General features: G+C 67.9%; 16 protein-coding genes and 2 rRNA genes (1 of these 18 only partly in view). All 18 read left to right on the top strand.

Going from position 1 to position 21,442, the window contains the following annotated elements:
• A 23S ribosomal RNA gene (locus ACRXBZ_RS16840) occupies positions 1-1,889 on the top strand; it begins 1,181 nt to the left of the window's first position.
• 120 nt (positions 1,890-2,009) lie between these two features.
• Positions 2,010-2,126 (top strand): 5S ribosomal RNA (gene rrf / locus ACRXBZ_RS16835).
• A 375-nt stretch (positions 2,127-2,501) separates the two neighbouring features.
• Positions 2,502-3,800, top strand: coding sequence for a geranylgeranyl reductase family protein (locus ACRXBZ_RS16830; RefSeq protein WP_433879893.1), 1,299 nt, complete (start codon positions 2,502-2,504; stop codon positions 3,798-3,800).
• Positions 3,801-3,913: 113 nt separating this feature from the next.
• Positions 3,914-4,324: an NADH-quinone oxidoreductase subunit A gene (locus ACRXBZ_RS16825; protein WP_190820628.1), complete on the top strand. Its 411-nt coding sequence runs from the start codon at positions 3,914-3,916 to the stop codon at positions 4,322-4,324.
• Between the two features lie 72 nt (positions 4,325-4,396).
• Entirely contained in the window at positions 4,397-5,071 is a 675-nt protein-coding gene (locus ACRXBZ_RS16820; RefSeq protein WP_433879892.1) for a NuoB/complex I 20 kDa subunit family protein, read from the top strand.
• 36 nt (positions 5,072-5,107) lie between these two features.
• Positions 5,108-5,791, top strand: a complete 684-nt coding sequence (locus ACRXBZ_RS16815; protein WP_433883901.1) for an NADH-quinone oxidoreductase subunit C — start codon at positions 5,108-5,110, stop codon at positions 5,789-5,791.
• A 106-nt stretch (positions 5,792-5,897) separates the two neighbouring features.
• Positions 5,898-7,253 (top strand): NADH-quinone oxidoreductase subunit D, encoded by a 1,356-nt coding sequence (locus tag ACRXBZ_RS16810; RefSeq protein ID WP_433879891.1) that lies wholly within the window; start codon positions 5,898-5,900, stop codon positions 7,251-7,253.
• Positions 7,250-8,023 (top strand): NADH-quinone oxidoreductase subunit NuoE, encoded by a 774-nt coding sequence (nuoE, locus tag ACRXBZ_RS16805; protein ID WP_433879890.1) that lies wholly within the window; start codon positions 7,250-7,252, stop codon positions 8,021-8,023. Before ACRXBZ_RS16810 ends, nuoE begins: the two co-directional genes overlap by 4 nt.
• Before the next feature lie 8 nt (positions 8,024-8,031).
• On the top strand, positions 8,032-9,348 hold the full coding sequence (gene nuoF, locus ACRXBZ_RS16800) for an NADH-quinone oxidoreductase subunit NuoF (protein WP_433879889.1): 1,317 nt from the start codon (positions 8,032-8,034) through the stop codon (positions 9,346-9,348).
• The gene (locus ACRXBZ_RS16795; RefSeq protein WP_433879888.1) at positions 9,345-11,876 is read left to right on the top strand and encodes an NADH-quinone oxidoreductase subunit G; all 2,532 of its coding nucleotides are present in this window, start codon (positions 9,345-9,347) and stop codon (positions 11,874-11,876) included. Before nuoF ends, ACRXBZ_RS16795 begins: the two co-directional genes overlap by 4 nt.
• Positions 11,873-13,174 (top strand): NADH-quinone oxidoreductase subunit NuoH, encoded by a 1,302-nt coding sequence (nuoH, locus tag ACRXBZ_RS16790; RefSeq protein ID WP_433879887.1) that lies wholly within the window; start codon positions 11,873-11,875, stop codon positions 13,172-13,174. Before ACRXBZ_RS16795 ends, nuoH begins: the two co-directional genes overlap by 4 nt.
• Positions 13,161-13,727 carry an NADH-quinone oxidoreductase subunit NuoI gene (nuoI, locus tag ACRXBZ_RS16785; RefSeq protein ID WP_168585552.1) on the top strand — a complete coding sequence of 189 codons (567 nt, stop codon included), beginning with the start codon at positions 13,161-13,163 and terminating at the stop codon, positions 13,725-13,727. The genes nuoH and nuoI overlap by 14 nt, the downstream gene beginning before the upstream one ends.
• Entirely contained in the window at positions 13,724-14,674 is a 951-nt protein-coding gene (locus ACRXBZ_RS16780) for an NADH-quinone oxidoreductase subunit J (RefSeq protein WP_168585551.1), read from the top strand. Before nuoI ends, ACRXBZ_RS16780 begins: the two co-directional genes overlap by 4 nt.
• Positions 14,671-14,970: an NADH-quinone oxidoreductase subunit NuoK gene (nuoK, locus tag ACRXBZ_RS16775; protein WP_010315547.1), complete on the top strand. Its 300-nt coding sequence runs from the start codon at positions 14,671-14,673 to the stop codon at positions 14,968-14,970. The genes ACRXBZ_RS16780 and nuoK overlap by 4 nt, the downstream gene beginning before the upstream one ends.
• Before the next feature lie 38 nt (positions 14,971-15,008).
• Positions 15,009-17,024 (top strand): NADH-quinone oxidoreductase subunit L, encoded by a 2,016-nt coding sequence (gene nuoL, locus ACRXBZ_RS16770; protein ID WP_433883900.1) that lies wholly within the window; start codon positions 15,009-15,011, stop codon positions 17,022-17,024.
• Between the two features lie 148 nt (positions 17,025-17,172).
• Positions 17,173-18,750 (top strand): NADH-quinone oxidoreductase subunit M, encoded by a 1,578-nt coding sequence (locus ACRXBZ_RS16765; RefSeq protein WP_433879886.1) that lies wholly within the window; start codon positions 17,173-17,175, stop codon positions 18,748-18,750.
• Positions 18,751-18,782: 32 nt separating this feature from the next.
• Complete coding sequence (gene nuoN / locus ACRXBZ_RS16760; protein ID WP_433879885.1) at positions 18,783-20,333, top strand: NADH-quinone oxidoreductase subunit NuoN; 1,551 nt, start codon at positions 18,783-18,785, stop codon at positions 20,331-20,333.
• Positions 20,334-20,379: 46 nt separating this feature from the next.
• Positions 20,380-21,408, top strand: coding sequence for a polyprenyl synthetase family protein (locus tag ACRXBZ_RS16755; protein ID WP_433879884.1), 1,029 nt, complete (start codon positions 20,380-20,382; stop codon positions 21,406-21,408).
• The last annotated feature ends 34 nt before the right edge of the window (positions 21,409-21,442 follow it).

Here is a 21,442-nt window from a genome sequence, read left to right as displayed (position 1 = left end):
CACTGGTCAAGTGGTCCTGCGCCGACAATGTAGCGGGGCTGAAGCGCACCGCCGAAGCCATGCCAATGACACTGTGTGTTGTTGGGTAGGGGAGCGTCCTGCATGCGGTGAAGCGCCGGAGTGATCCTGGTGTGGAGTGTGTGGGAGTGAGAATGCAGGCATGAGTAGCGAGTGCAGAGTGAGAATCTCTGCCGCCGGATGACCAAGGGTTCCTGGGGAAGGTTCGTCCGCCCAGGGTGAGTCGGGGCCTAAGGCGAGGCCGACAGGCGTAGTCGATGGATAACGGGTTGATATTCCCGTACCCGTGTTGATGCGTCCATAGCGAAACCTTTGATACTAACCATCTTGGTGTGTGTTGATCCTTTGGGTGATATGCGTGCTGGCATGGGACCTGATGGGGCGGTAGTTAAGTGATGGGGTGACGCAGGAGGGTAGCTCTGCCAGTGAGTGGTTGTACTGGTGTAAGCCTGTAGCCCGGTGTGTAGGTAAATCCGCATGCCTTGTGGGTGAGGGGTGATGCGTAGCCGTTGTGGCGATGTGAGTGATCCCATGCTGTCGAGAAAAGCCTCTAGCGAGTGTCTTCACGGCCCGTACCCGAAACCGACACAGGTGGTCAGGTAGAGAATACCGAGGCGGTCGGGTGAACTGTGGTTAAGGAATTCGGCAAATTGCCCCCGTAACTTTGGGAGAAGGGGGGCCACTGCTGGTGAACCGACGTGCTTGGGGAGCTGGTGGTGGTCGCAGAGGCCAGGGAGAAGCGACTGTTTACTAAAAACACAGGTCCATGCGAAGCCGTAAGGCGATGTATATGGACTGACGCCTGCCCGGTGCTGGAACGTTAAGAGGACCCGTGAACCCTTTGGGGTGTAGCGGAGAATTTAAGCGCCAGTAAACGGCGGTGGTAACTATAACCATCCTAAGGTAGCGAAATTCCTTGTCGGGTAAGTTCCGACCTGCACGAATGGCGTAACGACTTCTCCGCTGTCTCGACCACAGGCCCGGTGAAATTGCAGTACGAGTAAAGATGCTCGTTTCGCGCGGCAGGACGGAAAGACCCCGGGACCTTTACTATAGCTTGGTATTGGTGTTTGGTTCGGCTTGTGTAGGATAGGTGGGAGACTGTGAAGCATTCACGCTAGTGGGTGTGGAGTCGTTGGTGAAATACCACTCTGGTCGTTCCGGGCATCTAACTCGGGTCCGTGATCCGGATCGGGGACAGTGCCTGGTGGGTAGTTTAACTGGGGCGGTTGCCTCCTAAAGGGTAACGGAGGCGCCCAAAGGTTCCCTCAGCCTGGTTGGCAATCAGGTGTTGAGTGTAAGTGTATAAGGGAGCTTGACTGTGAGACTGACGGGTCGAGCAGGTGCGAAAGCAGGGACTAGTGATCCGGCACTGGCTGGTGGAAGCGGTGTCGCTCAACGGATAAAAGGTACCCCGGGGATAACAGGCTGATCTTGCCCAAGAGTCCATATCGACGGCATGGTTTGGCACCTCGATGTCGGCTCGTCGCATCCTGGGGCTGGAGTTGGTCCCAAGGGTTGGGCTGTTCGCCCATTAAAGCGGCACGCGAGCTGGGTTTAGAACGTCGTGAGACAGTTCGGTCCCTATCCGCCGCGCGCGTAGGAGACTTGCGGAAGGCTGTCCCTAGTACGAGAGGACCGGGACGGACGAACCTCTGGTGTGCCAGTCGTTCTGCCAAGGGCGTGGCTGGTTGGCTATGTTCGGGAGGGATAACCGCTGAAAGCATCTAAGCGGGAAGCCTGTTCCTAGATGAGGTCTCCCACCCGTTGTGGGTTAAGGCCCCCAAGAGATGATTGGGTTGACAGGCCAGATATGGAAGCACGGTAACGTGTGGAGTTGACTGGTGCTGATAGGCCGAGGACTTGCTCACAAAGATTGCTACGCACCCACTATACGGTTCTGGGGCAACAACCAGAACCTTTTGATAATTGAACATGTGTCATTCGTGTTCTGACGCCTGGTTTCCCGTCGTTTCGGCGGGGTGAGGGTTGTCGGTGGCGATGGCGGGGAGGGTCCGCCCGGTCCCATTCCGAACCCGGTAGCTAAGCTCCCCAGCGCTGATGGTACTGCACTCGACAGGGTGTGGGAGAGTAAGACACCGCCGACACACTATTTAAGGGAGAGCCCCTCTTTCCTTCCGGAATCGGAAGGAAAGAGGGGCTCTCTCCATTTCTGCATCCCCGAAATCCCCGCGTGGCGGCCGACGAGAAGCAACCGGGCCGCGAGGCGGGCATCGTCGGCTCCTTCGGCCACCAGATCGTCGGCTCCTTCGGCCACCGGGGGGACGGGACACCTCCGACGGCGCAGCCGGTGGCTGCCACCTGCGGCGGTGGTCACTCGGGTGGCGTAGTTCGAGGGCTCGATCGCGAGGTTCGTCCGGCTTAGACTCGGGAGTTAGTGAACTCGTTCACAAGCGGGTTCCCGGGGCGGTCCACCGGGACGAGCGGGCCGCGCCGCGCATTGCACCGGACCAAGGAGTGTCATGACCAGCGCCACCAGCCGCCGCCGACCGGACGAAGACGCCGAGGTGATCGTCGTCGGAGCCGGACCGGCCGGATCGACGGCTGCGACGTACCTGGCCCGCGCCGGCCTGGACGTCCTGCTTCTTGAGAAGAGCGTCTTCCCGCGGGAGAAGGTCTGCGGCGACGGCATCACCCCGCGGGGTGTCAAGCAGCTCATCGACCTGGGCATCGACACCCGGGAGGAAGCGGGATGGTTGCACAACCGGGGTCTGCGCGTCGTCGGCGGCGGCGTTCGGATGGAACTGGACTGGCCGAGCCTGGCCGAGTTTCCGCCCTACGGCGTGGTCCGCCCCCGCAACGACTTCGACGACCTGCTCGCCCGCAACGCCCAGCGCGCCGGGGCTCGCCTGCTGCAGCAGACGACGGTGACCGGCGCGGTCACCGACGAGCGAACCGGCCGGATAACCGGGGTCGAGGCCAAGACCGGGCCGGAGCGCACGCCGGTCACGTACCGTGCGCCGTTGGTGCTGGCCTGCGACGGGGTTTCGGCCCGGTTGGCGCTGTCGGTGGGCATCGAGAAGCGTGACGACCGGCCGATGGGCGTCGCGGTGCGCCGGTACTACACCAGCCCGCGCACCAAGGACGACTTCCTGGAGTCGCACCTGGAGCTGTGGGACCGCTCGAACCCCGACGAACCGAAATTGCTGCCGGGCTACGGCTGGATTTTCGGGATGGGCGACGGCACCGTCAACGTCGGGCTCGGCATCCTGTCCACCTCCAAGGCCTACGGCAAGACGGACTACCGCCAGCTGATGCGTTCCTGGTTGGACGGAACCCCGGAGGAGTGGGGTTTCCGGGAGGAGAACGCCACCGGCCGGATCGGCGGCGCGGCGCTGCCGATGGGCTTCAACCGGATGCCGCACTACCGCAACGGCCTGCTGCTGGTCGGCGACGCCGGCGGGATGGTCAATCCGTTCAATGGGGAAGGCATCGCCTACGCGATGGAGTCTGCCGCGCTGGCAGCGGAATGCGTGGTGCACGCGCTCGCCCGACCGGAGGGATTCTCGCGGGAGCAGGCGCTGCGCCGGTACCCGACCGCGGTGCAGCAGGCGCTCGGCGGCTACTTCCGGATGGGCAACATCTTCAGCAAGTTGATTGGCAATCCCACCGTCATGCGGGTGGCTACCAAGCATGGTCTACCGAGGACCACGCTGATGCGTTTTGTGTTGAAACTGTTGGCAAATCTCTACGACGAGAAGGGCGGCGACACGATGGACCGTGTGATCAGCACCACTACTCGGCTGACCCCTAGCGCTTGATGGCACGAGTCTGGTCAGATGTCCCGAGTGGTGTGCCGGACCTCTCAAAGTTAGGTTCGCCTCACCACGGAGTCGATACGGTCGACCGCATAGAGTGCGCACCGAAGCCGTAGATGTGTTCTGCGTCTCGGCGGGGGCCGCCGAAGGAGGGCAGCGGAGTGCTTGATGCCTACGTCCCGCTGGTGTTGTTGTTCGCGCTGGCGCTCGCGTTCGCGGTGTTCTCAGTCGCGATCGCGCCACTGGTCGGTCCCCGCCGGTACAACAAGGCGAAGCTCGACGCCTACGAGTGCGGCATCGAGCCGTCGCCGCAGCCGGTGATCGGCGGCGGCCGGATGCCGGTCGCCTACTACCTGACCGCGATGTTGTTCATCCTGTTCGACATCGAGATGGTCTTCCTCTACCCGTTCGCGGTGTCTGCGGACGCCCTCGGCCTGTTCGGCGTGGTCGAGATCGTGCTCTTCATCGCAACCGTCGGTTTCGCCTACGTCTACGTCTGGCGAAGAGGCGGCCTGGACTGGAACTAGGGAACGCCCGAGCGGGCCGGCCCACGACTTTCGGAAGAACTAGCCGCAACGGAGCGGGAAGGAGTGCCGGAGATGGGGCTCGAAGAGCAGCTGCCAAACGGCATCCTGTTGGCAAACGTTGAAAAGCTCGTCAACTGGACCCGGAAGACCTCGATGTGGCCGGCGACGTTCGGGTTGGCCTGCTGCGCGATCGAGATGATGACCGTCGGCGGTTCCCGCTACGACATCGCGCGCTTCGGCATGGAGCGGTTCTCCGCCACACCCCGCCAGGCCGACCTGATGATCGTCGCGGGCCGGGTCACCAACAAGATGGCGCCGGTGCTGCGGCAGATCTACGACCAGATGCCGGAACCGCGCTGGGTGCTGGCGATGGGTGTGTGCGCCTCCAGCGGCGGAATGTTCAACAACTACGCGGTCGTGCAGGGCGTGGACCACGTGGTGCCGGTGGACATGTACCTGCCGGGCTGCCCGCCGCGGCCGGAGATGCTGCTGGACGCGATCCTCAAGCTGCACGCCAAGATCATGGACGAGCCGATCAACGCGAAGCGCGCGCAACTGAAGCTGGAGAACGGTGAGCGCACCCCGATGATCCCGTCCTCCGAGCGGTACGCGCCGAAGAACTGGGCGCAGCGGCGCCGGGCCGAGCGGCAGCAGGCCGCGCAGCGCCGCGAAATGGGTTCCGATCCGTCGTTGGGGGCGCTGGACCCAGCGCCGAAGCGCCCCCGCGAGCTCAAAGCGGGCAGGTGAGTTCGGTTGGCAGACAATGAAGCCCAGTCCCGGGCGGTGGAGCCGGTCCGGCAGGAGCCCGCGCCGGTCTCCGGTCGCGCCCGCCGGGGCATGTTCGGGGTTCGCGGCACCGGTGACACCTCCGGCTACGGCGGCCTGCGGCTGCCGGCCTACGTGCCGCCCGCCGCTGAGCGCCCGTACGGAGGTTGGTTCGACGAGGTCGCCGACAATCTCTTCGCCGCGCTGCACGAGCAGGGCCTGCCCGCGGACACCGTGCAGCAGGTGACCGTCGATCGCGGGGAGATCACCTTCTACGTGCACCGCGACCACCTGCTTGAGGTCTGCCGGACGCTGCGGGACGACCCGGCGCTGCGCTTCGAGCTGTGCAGCTCGGTGTCCGGTGTGGACTACGGCCCGGAGGTGCCGCAGCGGCTGCACTCGGTCTACCACCTGACCTCGATGACCTACCGGCGCCGGATCCGGCTGGAGGTCGTGCTGGAGGTCGACGATCCGCACCTGCCGTCGGTGGTGCCGGTGTATCCGACCGCCGACTTCCAGGAACGCGAGACCTGGGACATGTTCGGCATCGTCTACGACGGGCACCCGGCGCTGACCCGGATCCTGATGCCAGACGACTGGGACGGCCACCCGCAGCGCAAGGACTACCCGCTGGGCGGGATCCCGGTGGAGTACAAGGGCGCCGAGATCCCGCCGCCGGACCAGCGCAGGGCGTACTCGTGATAGCCGCGCGGCGAGGGTTTTCCGCAATTTCAATGGAAATCAGACCTCTGATTTTCATTGAAATTGCGGTCCGAGGACCGCAGCACACTGCGGAGAGGTGCTGGAGATGACTACCGAACCACTGGCCGACACCGGCTTCGGCGACCCGCACGCCCACCCGGGCGAGGCGCAGTCGCGGGAGACCACCGAGGGCCGGGTCTACACCGTCACCGGCGGCGACTGGGACGAGTTCATCGACGAGACGTCCGGCGAGGAGCGGGTCGTCATCAACCTCGGCCCGCAGCACCCGTCGACCCACGGCGTGCTGCGGCTGGTGCTGGAGCTCGAAGGCGAGACGGTCACCAAGGCCCGCTCGGTGATCGGCTACCTGCATACCGGCATCGAGAAGAACACCGAGTACCGCACCTGGACGCAGGGCGTCACCTTCGTGACGCGGATGGACTACCTGGCGCCGTTGCACAACGAGGCCGCTTACTGCATGGCGGTGGAGAAGCTGCTGGGCATCGAAGCGCCGCGGCGGGCGCAGGTGTTCCGGGTGCTGCTGATGGAGCTCAACCGGATCTCCTCGCACCTGGTGTTCCTGGCGACCGGCGCGATGGAGCTCGGCGCCACCACCGGTATGACCTTCGGCTTCCGCGAGCGCGAAGAGGTCCTGCACCTGCTGGAGTACCTGACCGGCCTGCGGATGAACCACGCGTTCATCCGCCCCGGCGGCGTCTCCCAGGACCTCCCGGTGGACTACCGGGAGAAGATCCTGAGCTTCGTCAAGGTCATGGACTCGCGGCTGCCGGACTACGACAAGCTGTTCACCGGCCAGCCGATCTGGAAGCAGCGGTTGAAGGACGTCGGCTACCTGCCGCTGGACGGCTGCATGCAACTCGGCATCACCGGCCCGCTGCTGCGCGCGGCCGGGCTTGCCTGGGACCTGCGGAAGATCCAGCCGTACTGCGGCTACGAGGAGTACGAGTTCGAGGTGCCCACCAGCACCGACGCCGACTGCTACGCCCGGTACCTGCTGCGGCTGGAGGAAATCCACCAGTCCCTGAAGATCATCCGGCAGTGCTTGGACAAGTTCGAGCCCGGCCCGCACATGGTGGCCGACAAGAAGATCGCCTGGCCGGCGAAGCTGAGTATCGGCCCGGACGGCATGGGCAACTCACTGGAGCACGTCCGCAAGATCATGGGCCAGTCGATGGAGTCGCTGATCCACCACTTCAAGCTGGTGACCGAGGGCTTCGACGTCCCGCCCGGCCAGGTGTACGTGCCGATCGAGTCGCCGCGCGGCGAGCTCGGCTACCACGTGGTCTCCGACGGTGGCACCCGGCCGATGCGGGTGCATGTGCGGGAACCCAGTTTCGTGAACCTGCAGGCGATGCCCGCGATGTGCGAAGGCGGACTGGTGGCCGACGTGATCGCGGCGGTCGCCTCCATCGACCCGGTGATGGGCGGGGTGGATCGATGACCGAGCAGTTCGAGTTCACCACGAACAAAGAACAAACTGACCACGAGGCAGTGTCCATTCCTGACGACACCCCGGTGTTCGGCGAGGACGTGCGGGCCGACGCGAAGCAGATCATCGCGCGGTACCCGGAGTCCCGGTCGGCGCTGCTGCCGATGCTGCACCTGGTGCAGTCAGTGCAGGGTTTCGTCAGCGCCGAGGGCATCCAGTTCTGCGCCGGGCAGCTGGCACTGTCCACTGCGGAGGTCAGCGCGGTCGCGACGTTCTACACCATGTACAAGCGCAAGCCCTGCGGCCAGCACCTGGTGAGCGTCTGCACCAACACGATGTGCGCGGCCCTCGGCGGCGACGAGATCTACCGGAAGGTCAGCGAGCACCTCGGCGTCGGGCACGACGAGACGGCCGGTACGCCGGGCGAAGAGGGCTCGATCACGCTGGAGCACGCCGAGTGCCTGGCCGCGTGCGACCTCGCCCCGGTGCTGCAGGTCGACTACGAGTACTACGACAACCAGACGCCCGAGCAGGCGCTGGAACTCGTGAAGGCGTTGCAGCGCGGGGAGAAACCGGCCCCGACGCGGGGTCCCGCGCTGTCCGGCTTCCGCGGTGCCGAGCGCCAGCTGGCCGGTTTCTTCGACGACCTGGAGTCCACTGTGGCCGGACCTTCGGCCGCGGTCGAGACGGTGCGCGGCGCGCAGCTGGCCAACGAGCGCGGCTGGACCGCGCCGAGCATGCCCGACGACGTGGAAATGCCGCCGCTGCCGGAGAAGAAGTGAGGGTGGCCATGACCCAATCCACCAACAGCCAGCCCAGCACCAGCCCGGTGACCCCGGTACTGACGAAGCGGTGGCTGTCGCCGGCCTCCTGGACGCTGCGCACCTACGAGCAGCTGGAGGGCTACACCGCGCTGCGTAAGGCGCTCAAGGCCCACCCCGACCAGCTCATCGAGCTGGTCAAGGCCGCCGGGCTGCGAGGTCGCGGCGGCGCCGGGTTCCCCGCCGGGGTGAAGTGGAGCTTCATGCCCAAGGACCCGGTCAAGCCGCACTACCTGGTCATCAACGCCGACGAGGGCGAGCCGGGGACCTGCAAGGACATCCCGCTGATGATGGCCGACCCGCACTCGCTGATCGAGGGCTGCATCATCGCCAGCTACGCGATGCGCGCCAACCACTGCATGATCTACGTGCGCGGCGAGGCGCTGCACCCCATCCGGCGGTTGAACAACGCGGTCCGCGAGGCCTACCAGGCCGGGTACCTCGGCAAGAACATCCTCGATTCCGGCTTCGACCTGGACATCGTGGTGCACGCCGGCGCGGGCGCCTACATCTGCGGCGAGGAGACCGCGCTGCTCGACTCGCTGGAGGGCAAGCGCGGGCAGCCGCGGCTGAAGCCGCCGTTCCCGGCCGCCGCTGGGCTCTACGCCTGCCCGACCACGGTCAACAACGTCGAGACGATCGCCTCGGTGCCGTTCATCGTCAACGGCGGCGCCGAGTGGTTCCGCAAGATGGGCACCGAGAAGTCGCCCGGCCCGAAGATCTACTCGATCTCCGGGCACGTCGAGCGGCCCGGCCAGTACGAGGTTCCGCTGGGCACCACGCTGCGCGAGCTGCTGGAGCTGGCGGGCGGCATGAAGGACGGCATCCCGCTGAAGTTCTGGACGCCGGGCGGCTCGTCGACCCCGATGTTCACCGCCGAGCACCTGGACGTGCCGCTGGACTTCGAGGGCGCGGCCGAGGCCGGGTCGATGCTGGGCACGACCGCGGTGATGGTGTTCAACGAGACGGTTTCGGTGCCGTGGGCCGTGATGAAGTGGACCCAGTTCTACGAGCACGAGTCATGCGGCAAGTGCACGCCGTGCCGGGAGGGTACCTACTGGCTGGCGCAGGTGCTGGAGCGAATGGTGGACGGGTGCGGCACCGAGGAGGACATCGACACCCTCCTGGACGTTTGCGACAACATCTTCGGCCGCTCGTTCTGCGCCCTCGGTGACGGCGCGGTGAGCCCGATCGTCAGCGGCATCAAGTACTTCCGCGAGGAGTTCCTCGCGTTGTGTGAGAAGAACAAGACCGGCGAGTCCGCACTGGTAGGAGCGGCCCGATGACGGTGGCACCAAGCTCGAACGACACTGCAGAAGCCCGTCCGCTGCCTCCGGGTTACGTCCGCCTGACCATCGACGGCATCGAGGTCGTGGCGCCCAAGGGCGAGCTGTTGATCCGCACCGCGGAGCGGATGGGCATCACCATCCCGCGGTTCTGCGACCATCCGCTGCTGGACCCGGCCGGGGCCTGCCGGCAGTGCCTGGTCGAGGTCGAGATGGGCGGGCGGCCGATGCCCAAGCCGCAGGCGTCCTGCACCATGACCGTCGCCGACGGCATGGTGGTCAAGACGCAGCGGACCTCGCCGGTGGCGGACAAGGCGCAGCAGGGCGTGATGGAGCTGCTGCTGATCAACCACCCGCTGGACTGCCCGGTCTGCGACAAGGGCGGCGAGTGCCCGCTGCAGAACCAGGCGTTGAAGCACGGCCGCGCGGAGTCCCGCTTCCACGACGCGAAGCGGACCTTCGCCAAGCCGGTGCCGATCTCCTCGCAGGTGCTGCTGGACCGGGAGCGCTGCGTGCTCTGCCAGCGCTGCACCCGGTTCTCCAAGCAGGTGGCCGGGGACCCGTTCATCGAGCTGCTGGAGCGCGGGGCGCTGCAGCAGATCGGCATCGGCGAGCAGCAGCCGTTCCAGTCGTACTTCTCCGGCAACACCATCCAGATCTGCCCGGTCGGGGCGCTGACCAGCGCGGCCTACCGGTTCCGGTCCCGGCCGTTCGACCTGGTGTCGACGCCCGGCCAGTGTGAGCACTGCGCGTCCGGCTGCGAGATCCGCAACGACTGGCGGCGCGGCAAGGTGATGCGGCGGCTGGCCGGGGACGACCCGGAGGTCAACGAGGAGTGGATCTGCGACAAGGGCCGGTTCGCGTTCCGCTACGCCACCGCGGGCGACCGGATCACCCGGCCGCTGATCCGCGAGAACGGCGAGCTGCGGCCCGCGTCCTGGACCGAGGCGTTGCAGGCCGCCGCGAAGGGGCTGGCCGCCGCCCGGGACGCGAACGGCGTCGGGGTGTTGCCCGGCGGCCGGTTGACCGTCGAGGACGCCTACGCGTACTCGAAGTTCGCCCGGATCGCCTTGCGCACCAACGACATCGACTACCGGTCGCGGCCGCACTCGGAGGAGGAGCTGCGGTTCCTGGAGTCCACTGTGGTGGGTGTGACGCCGGGGAGCGGGGTCACCTACCGGGAGCTGGAGTCCGCGCCCGCGGTGCTGTGCGTGGCCTTCGAGCCGGAGGAGGAATCGCCGATCGTCTTCCTGCGGCTGCGGAAAGCGGCCCGCAAGGGAAAGACCAAGGTGTTCCACGTGGGGCCGTGGGCCTCGCCGGGCGTGGCGAAGACGACGATCATCGTGCACGACGGCGGCCCGGTCCAGACCGGCTCGCTGATCCCGTGCATGCCGGGCGATGAGCCCCTGCTCCTGCGCGAGCTCCCGTCCGATGCGGAGAACGCGCTGCAGCAGCCGGGCGCGATACTGATCGTCGGTGAGCGCGCGGCGGAGATTCCGGGGCTGTACTCAGAGGTCTTGCGCACCGCGCAGCGGACCGGAGCCCGGGTCGCCTGGATCCCCCGGCGGGCCGGGGAGCGCGGGGCGATCGAGGTCGGCGCGCTGCCGACGCTGCTGCCCGGCGGCCGACCGGTCGCCGATGCGGCCGCCCGCGCCGAGATCGAGCAGTCCTGGGGGCTGGCCTCCGGCGCGCTGCCCACGACGGCCGGTCGCGATCTCACCGCGATCCTCACCGCCGCCGCTGCCGGGGAGCTGTCCGGCTTGGTCGTCGGCGGCGTCGACCCGAACGACCTGCCCGACCCGGCGCTGGCCGACAAGGCCCTGCACCGCGCGGACTTCGTGGTCAGCCTGGAGTTGCGGCCCAGCGCCGTCACCGAGCACGCCGACGTGGTGCTGCCCATCGCGCCGAGTGTCGAGAAGGCCGGTAGCTACCTGAACTGGGAAGGCCGCCGCCGCGAGTTCCGCACCACCATCGAGGGCACCGGGGCCCTGCCGGACTGCCGGGTGCTCGACACGCTCGCGGTGGAGATGGACGCGGACCTGTTCACCCAGACCCCGGCCGCCGCGGGCGCCGAATTGGACCGCATCGGACCGCACACCGGCGCTCGGTTGCCTGCGCCGGACGAACCAGGCGGGCGGGCGCCGGCTTTCGGAGCGAACCAGGCGGTGCTGGCGACCTGGCGGCAGCTGCTCGACAACGGGTCGATGCAGGCCGAGGAGCCGAACCTGGCGGGCACCGCGCGGCGGACCGTCGCAGTGCTCTCGCCGCGCACCGCGCAGCGGATCGGCCTCGGCCTCGGCCAGCGCATCGAGGTCCGCACCGCCAAGGGCGCGGTCGTGCTGCCGGTCGAGTTCGCCGAGATGCCCGACGGTGCGCTGTGGCTGCCCGCCGACTCCGGCACGTCGGAGGTGCACCGCGTCCTCGGCGTCGGGCACGGCGCGCTCGTCGACATCGCCGCCACCACGCCGATGTCCCCCGCGGCCGGCAACGGCCACGGCACCACCCACCTCGACGGGGGGAGCGCATGACCAGAACCGCGGAACTGCTCGCCGACGATCCGCTCTGGCTGATCCTGCTGAAGGTCCTGGTGATCTTCGTCTTCCTGGTCGTCATGACGCTGTTGACGATCTGGGCGGAGCGCCGGGTCATCGGCCGGATGCAGCACCGGCCCGGCCCCAACCGGGCGGGCCCGTTCGGGTTGCTGCAGTCGTTGGCGGACGGCCTGAAGCTGGCGTTCAAGGAGGACATCCGGCCCGTCCTGGCCGACAAGTGGGTGTACTTCCTGGCTCCGGTGATCTCGGCGACGCCCGCGCTGGTGTCGTTCTCGGTGATCCCGATCGGCCCCGAGGTCACCATCTTCGGCGAGCGGACCGCGCTGCAACTGGTGGACCTGCCGGTCGGCCTGCTGGTCGTGCTGGCCTGCGCCTCCATCGGCGTCTACGGCATCGTGCTGGCGGGCTGGGCCTCCGGCTCGCCGTACCCGCTGCTCGGCTCGCTGCGCTCCGCGGCGCAGGTGATCTCCTACGAGATCGCGATGGGCCTGTCGTTCGTCACGGTGATCATGTACTCGGGCACGTTGTCCACCTCGGGCATCGTCGAGGCGCAGACGGGCGGCTGGTTCTTCCTGCTGCTGCCGTTCAGCTTCGCCGTCTACGTGGTGTCCATGGTCGGTGAGACCAACCGCGCGCCGTTCGACCTGCCGGAGGCGGAGTCGGAGCTGGTCGGCGGGTTCCACACCGAGTACTCGTCGCTGAAGTTCGCGCTGTTCTTCCTCGCCGAGTACATCAACATGGTCACCGTCTCGGCGCTGGCGACGACGCTGTTCCTCGGCGGCTGGCACGCGCCGTGGCCGCTGTCGCTGATCGGCGACGGGGTGCTCAACACCGGGTGGTGGCCGGTGCTGTGGTTCCTCGGCAAGACGGTGGCGTTCCTGTTCTTCTTCATCTGGCTGCGCGGCACGCTGCCCCGCCTGCGCTACGACCAGTTCATGAACCTGGGCTGGAAGTTCCTGGTCCCGCTGAGCCTAGTGTGGATCATCGCGGTGACCGTGATCCGCGCGCTGCGCAACGAGGAAGCGGTCACCTCGCAGCAGTTCCTCATCGGCGGCGGCGTCGTGATCGCGATCCTGCTGGCGGCGACGTTCCTGATCCCGGACCGCAAACCGGCCAAGGACGCCGACGAGATCCCGCTGGCCGGCAGCGGTTACCCGGTTCCGCCGCTGGACCTGCAAGTCCCCGAGACCCCACCGCGCCGCACCCCGGTGCGCAGCGGTGCCGGCGAGGTCGCGGGTCTGGAAGGCGAGGAGGCGCCTCATGGGAATGTTTGATCCGATCAAGGGCTTCGGCGTCACCTTCTCGACCATGTTCAAGAAGGTCGTCACCGAGGAGTACCCCGAGGTCAAGAAGATCCCGGCGCCCCGGTTCCACGGCCGCCACCAGCTCAACCGGCATCCGGACGGGCTGGAGAAGTGTGTCGGCTGCGAGCTGTGCGCCTGGGCGTGCCCGGCCGACGCGATCTTCGTGGAGGGCGGGAACAACACCGACGAGGCCCGGTTCTCGCCCGGTGAGCGCTACGGCAAGGACTACCAGATCAACTACCTGCGCTGCATCGGCTGCGGGTTGTGCATCGAGGCCTGCCCGACGCGCGCGCTGACGATGACCAACGAGTACGAAACCGCCGACGACAACCGCCAGGACCTGATCTACACCAAGGAGGACCTGCTGGCGCCGCTGCTGCCCGGCATGGAGCAGCCGCCGCACCCGATGCGGCTGGGCAACGACGAGCAGGACTACTACGTGCGTGGTCCCGAGTTGGCCCGGCAGCGGGGGATCCCGGCGGAGGAGACGGTCGAGTCCGGGCATGAGGAGGCCGGGAGATGACCCTCGAAGCGGCGCAGTTCCTCGCGCAGGCGCCGAGCGGCGTGGTGGGCACCGGCGAGACGGTGGTCTTCTGGGTGCTCGGCCCGCTGGCGCTCGTCGGTGGGCTGGGCATGGTGTTCGCCCGCAACGCGGTCCACTCCGCGCTGTGGCTGGCGCTGACGATGCTGAGCCTCGGCGTGCTCTACATGGTGCAGAGCGCCCCGTTCCTGGGCTTCACCCAGATCATCGTCTACACCGGCGCGATCATGATGCTGTTCCTGTTCGTGCTGATGATGGTCGGCCGCGACTCTTCGGACTCGGTGGTCGAGGTGCTGCGCGGGCAGCGGCTGTGGGCTGGCCTCGGCGGCATCGGCCTGGCCGTGCTGCTGGTCTCCGGGCTGGCGCGGGCGCTGACCGCGGTGCAGCCCGCCGCGCCGCTGGACCCGTGGACCCCGGCCGGTGGCGGCGCGGGCGGCCTGGGGCGGCTGATCTTCACCGACTACCTGTTCCCGTTCGAGCTGACCTCGGCGCTGCTGATCACCGCCGCGGTGGGCGCGATGGTGCTGGCCTACGGCGGCAAGGGCCGCGGCCCGCGGTTGAGCCAGAAGGAGCGGGCCAACGCCCGGTTCCGCGGCGACCGCCCGTCGCCGCTGCCCGGCCCCGGCGTGTACGCGACGGCGAACTCCGTCGCCGTCCCGGCGCTGCTGCCGGACGGCTCGGTGGCGCCGGAATCGCTGTCGGAGCTGCTGGAGAACCTGCCCACGGATCGGCTCGGCGAGGAGCGGCGCGCCGTCGCCGGCAAGGAGCCGGAGCCCGATCCGCACGCGTTGACCGGCGGGCACCACGAGGAGACCCCCTCGATGCCCGAGCAGAACAACTCGGACCTCCCGCACGCCAACGGCAACGGGGCGGGCCGCACCAACGGCCACGAGTCCGAGCACGTCTCCTCCGAGGAGGTCCGGCAGTGACCCCCACCTACTACCTGCTGCTGTCGGCGTTGCTGTTCACCATCGGTGCCGTCGGGGTCCTGGTGCGGCGCAACGCGATCGTGGTGTTCATGTGCATCGAGCTGATGCTCAACGCGGTCAACCTGACGCTGGTGACCTTCGCCCGCATCGAGGGGACGGTGCACGGGCAGGTCATGGCCTTCTTCGTGATGGTGGTCGCCGCGGCCGAGGTGGTAGTCGGCCTGGCCATCATCATGTCGATCTTCCGGACGCGTCGCTCGGCCTCGGTCGATGACGCCAACCTGCTGAAGTACTGAGAGGGCGCGTGGTGACGGCAAATACGATTACCGCGGCGATGAATTCCGGGGCCTTCCTGGCCGGGACCAACCCGGACGTGGTCAGCGCGGCCGGCGGGATCCAGCAGAACGCCTGGCTGCTGGTCGCATTCCCCGCGCTGGGCGCGCTGATCCTGCTCGTCGCCGGACGCCGGGCCAACGGCTGGGGCCACATCCTCGGGTGCGCCACCGTGATCGCGTCCTTCGTGTACGGGGTGCTGCTGTTCAGCTCCATCGCCGGCATGCCCCAGGGTGGCCAGGTGCGGGAACTGCACATGTTCTCGTGGATCCCGGTCAACGCCCTGCAGGTCGACTTCGGGCTCCGGCTCGATCCGCTGGCGATGGTGTTCGTGCTGCTGATCACCGGTGTGGGCTCGCTGATCCACATCTACTCGATCGGCTACATGGCGCACGACCAGGAAGGCCGCACCGGGCGGGACAACACCGAGCGCCGCCGGTTCTTCGGCTACCTCAACCTGTTCGTCGCCGCGATGCTGGTCCTGGTGCTGGGCAACAGCTTCGTGACCCTTTACCTGGGTTGGGAAGGCGTCGGCCTCGCGTCGTACCTGCTGATCGGCTTCTGGCAGGGCCGCCCGTCGGCGGCCGCGGCGGCGACGAAGGCGTTCGTGATGAACCGGGTCGGCGACATCGGCCTGGCGCTGGCGATCTTCCTGCTGTTCGCGAACCTCGGCACCACCCAGTACACCGAGGTCTTCGCCCGCGCCGGCGAGCTCACGCCGGGCGTGCTGCTGGCGATCACGCTGCTGCTGTTGCTGGGTGCCTGCGGCAAGTCCGGCCAGGTGCCGCTGCAGGCGTGGTTGCCGGACGCCATGGAAGGCCCGACCCCGGTGTCCGCGCTCATCCACGCCGCGACCATGGTCACCGCGGGCGTGTACCTGATCGCGCGGTCCAACCCGCTGTTCACGCTCTCGCCCGGCGGGCAGCTGGCGGTCACCATCGTCGGCGCCGTGACGCTGCTGGTCGGCTGCATCATCGGTTGCGCCTACGACGACATCAAGAAGGTCCTGGCGTACTCCACGGTCAGCCAGATCGGCTACATGATGCTGGCCGTCGGGCTCGGCCCGGCCGGGTACGCGCTGGGCATCATGCACCTGCTCACCCACGGCTTCTTCAAGGCCGGGCTGTTCCTCGGCGCCGGTTCGGTGATGCACGGCATGAACGACGAGGTCGACATGCGCAAGTTCGGCGGCCTCTACCGGTTCATGCCGATCACCTTCGCCACCTTCGGGCTCGGCTACCTGGCGCTGATCGGTTTCCCGTTCCTGTCCGGGTACTACTCGAAGGACGCGATCATCGAGGCGGCGTTCGGCCAGGAGGGCTGGCGCGGCTGGGTTTTCGGCGGCGCGGCGATGCTGGGCGCGGCGATCACCGCGTTCTACATGACCCGCCTGGTGCTGATGACGTTCTTCGGCGAGAAGCGCTGGGAGAAGCTGAATGCCGAGAACGCGCCCGGGGGCGCGAACAGAGCCTTCCACCCGCACGAGTCGCCCGCGGTGATGACCGCGCCGATGATCGTGCTGGCCGTCGGCTCGGTCGCGGCGGGCATGTTCTTCGCCGACGGCGACCGGCTGGTCGGATTCCTCGCGCCGTCGCTGGGCGAACTGCACGAGGCCGAGCACACCGCGATCCCGCACGCGATGATCCCGGTGCTGACCGTCGCGCTCTCCGCGCTGGGCGTGCTGATCGCCTGGCTGGTGGTCGGGCGCAAGCCGGTTCCGGTGGAGCGCCCGGAGCGGGTGTCGCCGATCGTGCGCGCGGCCCGCGCGGACCTGGGCGGCAACGCGCTGAACAACCTCCTGGCGGTGCGGCCGACCTTCGGCCTGGCGCGCGGACTGGTCACTGTGGACCAGAAGGGCGTCGACGGCACTGTCAACGGCATCGCCGGGTTCCTCGGCTTCAGCTCCGGCCGCCTGCGCCGGCTGCAGACCGGCTTCGTCCGGTCCTACGCCCTGTCCATGCTCTTCGGCGGGATCCTGGTGATCGCCGCCCTGATGGCAGTGGGGATCCCGACATGACGACGTGGCTGGTGTCAATTTCGCGAGAAATTGACCGTCACCCGGGTGAACGTCAATTTCTCGCGAAATTGGCAAACCCCCGCACTTCGGTGACGGCGCGTGACCACTGTGGACTCCGTTGGCCGAGCGAGCTCCGGGAGGAGATCCGATGACCCTGCTCCTCGCACTGATCCTGCTGCCGATCGTCGGGTCGGTGGTGGTGGCGCTGCTGCGCGGGAACGCGGTGGTGGCCAAGTGGACCGCGCTCGGGTTCTCCCTGGCGGAGCTGCTGATCGCGGGCGCCGCGTGGTTCGCCTACGACCCGGCGGGACCGCGGCTGCAGCTCACCAGCTCGGTGGAGTGGATCCCGGCGTTCGACATCCGGCTCTCGCTCGGCGTGGACGGCATCGCGCTGGTGATGATCGCGGTGATCGCGCTGCTCACTCCGCTGGTGCTCGGCTACAGCTGGGGCGAGCGCCTGCCTGCCGGGCGCACCCACGGCGGCTTCTTCTCGCTGCTGCTGCTGGAACAGGCCCTGACGGTTGCGGTGTTCGCCGCGACCGACGTGTTCCTGTTCTACGTGCTCTTCGAGATCATGCTGATCCCGATGTACTTCCTCATCGGCGGCTACGGCGGCGAGAACCGCACCTACGCCGCGGTGAAGTTCTTCCTGTACTCGTTCCTCGGCGGCCTGATCATGCTGGCCTCGGCGATCGGCGCGTACGTCTACAGCGCGCAGGTCACCGGGCGCGGCACCTTCGACTGGGCGTCGCTGGTGCCGGTGCTCTCCGACGCGCCGACCAGCGTGCAGGTGTGGCTGTTCCTCGGGTTCTTCACCGCGTTCGCCATCAAGGCCCCGCTGATCCCGTTCCACACCTGGCTGCCGGACGCGGCGCAGCAGGCACCGATCGGCGTCGCGGTGATCGTCGTCGGCGTGCTCGACAAGGTCGGCACCTTCGGCTTCCTGCGCTACAGCCTGCCGCTGACGCCGGAGGCGTCGAAGCTGCTCGCCCCGATGGTGCTGGTGCTCGCGGTGATCGGCGTGCTCTACGGCTCGCTGCAGGCTTTCGGCCAGACCGACCTCAAGCGCTTCATCGCCTACGTGTCGATCGCGCACTTCGGCTTCATCGCGCTGGGCATCTTCGCGTTCACCTCGCAGGCGCAGGTGGGCGCGGTGTCGTACATGATCAACCACAGCATTGCGACGGGCATGCTGATCCTGGTGATCGGCATGGTGATCGTGCGCGGCGGCTCCACCCGGATCGCCGACTACGGCGGCATGGCGAAGGTCGCGCCGCTGCTGGCCGGCACGCTGCTGATCGCCGGGCTGAGCACCCTGTCGCTGCCCGGCACGAACTCGTTCATCAGCGAATTCCTGGTGCTGGTCGGTGCTTTCCAGACCCAGCCGGTGTACACGGTGTTCGCCACCATCGGCATGGTGCTGGCCGCGGTCTACGTGCTCTGGCTGTACCAGCGGACGATGCAGGGCCCGGTGCGCGGTGACGCGCTACTGGGCACCGCGGGCGGGCCGGGCGCGGTGACCGACCCGAACAAGCCGGGCGCGCACCGGCTGCGGGTTGGCGACCTCGGAGCCCGCGAGATCGCGGTGGTGACCCCGCTGATCGTGTTGGTGCTCGCGTTGGGCTTCTACCCGAAGCCGGTGTTGGACGTGATCAACCCGTCGGTCGCGGCAACCATGAGCGAGGTCGGCGTCACCGACCCCGTGACCTCGCAGGGAGGTAACTGACAGTGGGCGTCTTGACGAATGGGGCCGGCACGATGACGCAGCTCCCGGGCGTGCAGATCCCGCCGATCGACTACGCGGCCATCGCCCCGGTCCTGGTGATCCTCGGCGCGGCCTGCCTGGCGATCCTCGTCGAGGCGTTCCTGCCGCGGCACCAGCGCTGGTCGGTGCAGGTGGCTTTGAGCCTCGCGGCGATCGTGATCGCCGGGGTGGCGTTGGCGGGGTACGCCCGCGGCGGCGGTACGGGCGTGACCACGCTGTCCGACAGCCTCGCGGTCGACCCGCCCACGCTGTTCCTGTGGGGCACCCTGCTCGCGCTCGGCCTGGCGGCGATCCTGATGATCGCGGACCGCTCGGTGGAGCCGGGCGGCGCCTTCGTCGCCGAGTCGCGGGCCACCGACGGGCCGGGCGCGATGACCCGCGCGGCCGCCGGGGTCGCGGGGATGCGCACCGAGGTCTTCCCGCTCGCCCTGTTCTCGCTCGGCGGGATGATGGTGTTCTGCGCGGCGAACGACCTGCTGACCATGTTCATCGCGCTCGAGGTGCTAAGCCTGCCGCTGTACCTGATGTGCGGGCTGGCCAAGCGGCGTCGCCTGCTGTCGCAGGAGGCGGCGGTCAAGTACTTCCTCCTCGGCGCGTTCGCCTCGGCGTTCTTCCTTTACGGCCTGGCCCTGCTCTACGGCTACGCGGGTTCGGTGAAGCTGCAGGCCATCGCGGACGCCACCGCCGGAACGGAGCGCTCGGACACGCTGCTGTTCGCCGGGCTCGGCCTGCTGCTGGTGGGCCTGCTGTTCAAGGCCTCGGTCGGCCCGTTCCACACCTGGACCCCGGACGTCTACCAGGGCGCCCCGACCGCGGTCACCGGCTTCATGGCGGCCTGCACCAAGGTCGCCGCGTTCGGCGGGATCCTGCGGGTGCTGCAGGTGGCGTTCCACGCATCCAGCTGGGAGTGGCGCGGCGTGCTGTGGGCCGTGGCGATCGCGTCGATGGTCATTGGCGTGGTGCTCGGCCTGACGCAGCGCGACATCAAGCGGATGATCGCCTACTCGTCCGTCGCGCATGCCGGGTTCATGTTGATCGGATCGATCGCGCTGACCGAGCGCGGGCTGGCCGGCACGCTGTTCTACCTGCTGACCTACGGGTTCACCACGATCGCCGTGTTCGGCGTGATCAGCCTCGTGCGCAGGGCCGACGGTGAGGCAACTCACCTTTCGGACTGGGCCGGATTGGCGAAGCGTTCACCGCTGGTCGCCGGGGTGTTCACCTTCCTGCTGTTCGCCCTCGCCGGCATCCCGCTGACGAGCGGTTTCGTCGGGAAGTTCGTGGTCTTCGAGGCGGCGCTGGCGGATGGCATGGCCCCGCTGGTGGTGGTGGCCCTGGTAGCCAGTGCGGTTGCCGCCTTCTTCTACCTTCGTGTCATCGTGCTGATGTACTTCAGCGAACCGGCCGCGGACGGCCCCACCGTCAGCGTGCCGGGTGCGTTCACGACAGCGGCGATCACGCTCGGTGTGGTCGTGACGCTGTTGCTGGGCGTGCTGCCGACCTTGGCGCTGGACTGGGCGAACGTCGGTGGCTTCGTGTCGTAGAGTGCTCGCCCGTAGGGCGATCCGGGGGAGCGAAGGCGACGGTGACGTGAGCAGGCCAGCGGGTGACCCGATCAGTGAGCTGACCATGGGCCGATCGGGCGGGTTCGACATCGCCGACGAGGCGTTGGCCGACTCGGTGCGGCAAGGTTTGGCCCGGGTGGAGCGGCTGCTGCGCGAATCGGTGCGCAGCGACTTCGAGTTCGCCACTCGCACCTCACTGCACCTGGTGGATGCGGGAGGCAAGCGGTTCCGGCCGCTGTTCGCGCTGCTCGCCGCGCAGTTCGGCGACCCCGATGCGGAAGGGGTGATCAAGTCCGCGGCGGTGGTCGAGATGATCCACCTCGCCACGCTCTACCACGACGACGTGATGGACGAAGCGACCATGCGGCGCGGCGCGACAAGCGCCAACGCCCGCTGGGACAACTCGGTCGCGATCCTGACCGGCGACTTCCTGTTCGCCCGGGCGTCCCGGCTGATCGCCGACCTCGGCAGCGAAGCGGTCCGGCAGATGGCGGGCACCTTCGAGGCGCTGGTCACCGGCCAGATGCGGGAGACGGTCGGGGTCGGTCCGGACGAGGACGCCGTCGAGTTCTACCTCACGGTGATCTACGAGAAGACCGGTTCACTGATCGCCACCGCCGGGCGGTTCGGCGCCTGGTTCTCCGGTGTGGACGAGGCGACGATCGACTCGCTGGAGCGGGTCGGCCGGATCCTGGGCACCGGTTTCCAGATCTCCGACGACATCATCGACATCGCCTCGCCGGCCAACGAGTCCGGCAAGACCCCGGGTACCGACCTCCGTGAGGGGGTGCGGACGCTGCCGATGCTGTACGCGCTGGCCGACGAGGACACCTCCCCGAGACTGCGCGAACTGCTCGCCGGGCCGCTGACCGTGGACGCCGAGGTCGACGAGGCACTGGAGCTGCTGCGCGCGTCCAACGGGCTCGCGCGGACCCGCGCCACCCTGGACGAATTCGCCGACGACGCCCGCAAGGAGCTCGCCTCGCTGCCGGATGTCCCGGCCCGCGAAGCGTTGAGGATGCTGGTCGATTACGTGGTGGCGCGAACTCGCTGAGGCGGCCGCGCGGCGATCACGGGTCTCCGCCGGT

It is taken from the genome of Saccharopolyspora hattusasensis (assembly GCF_050972075.1).
Taxonomy (GTDB): Bacteria; Actinomycetota; Actinomycetes; order Mycobacteriales; family Pseudonocardiaceae; genus Saccharopolyspora; species Saccharopolyspora hattusasensis.
The sequence above is the reverse complement of the archived record's forward strand: the minus strand, read 5'-3'. Positions and strand labels throughout refer to the sequence as shown.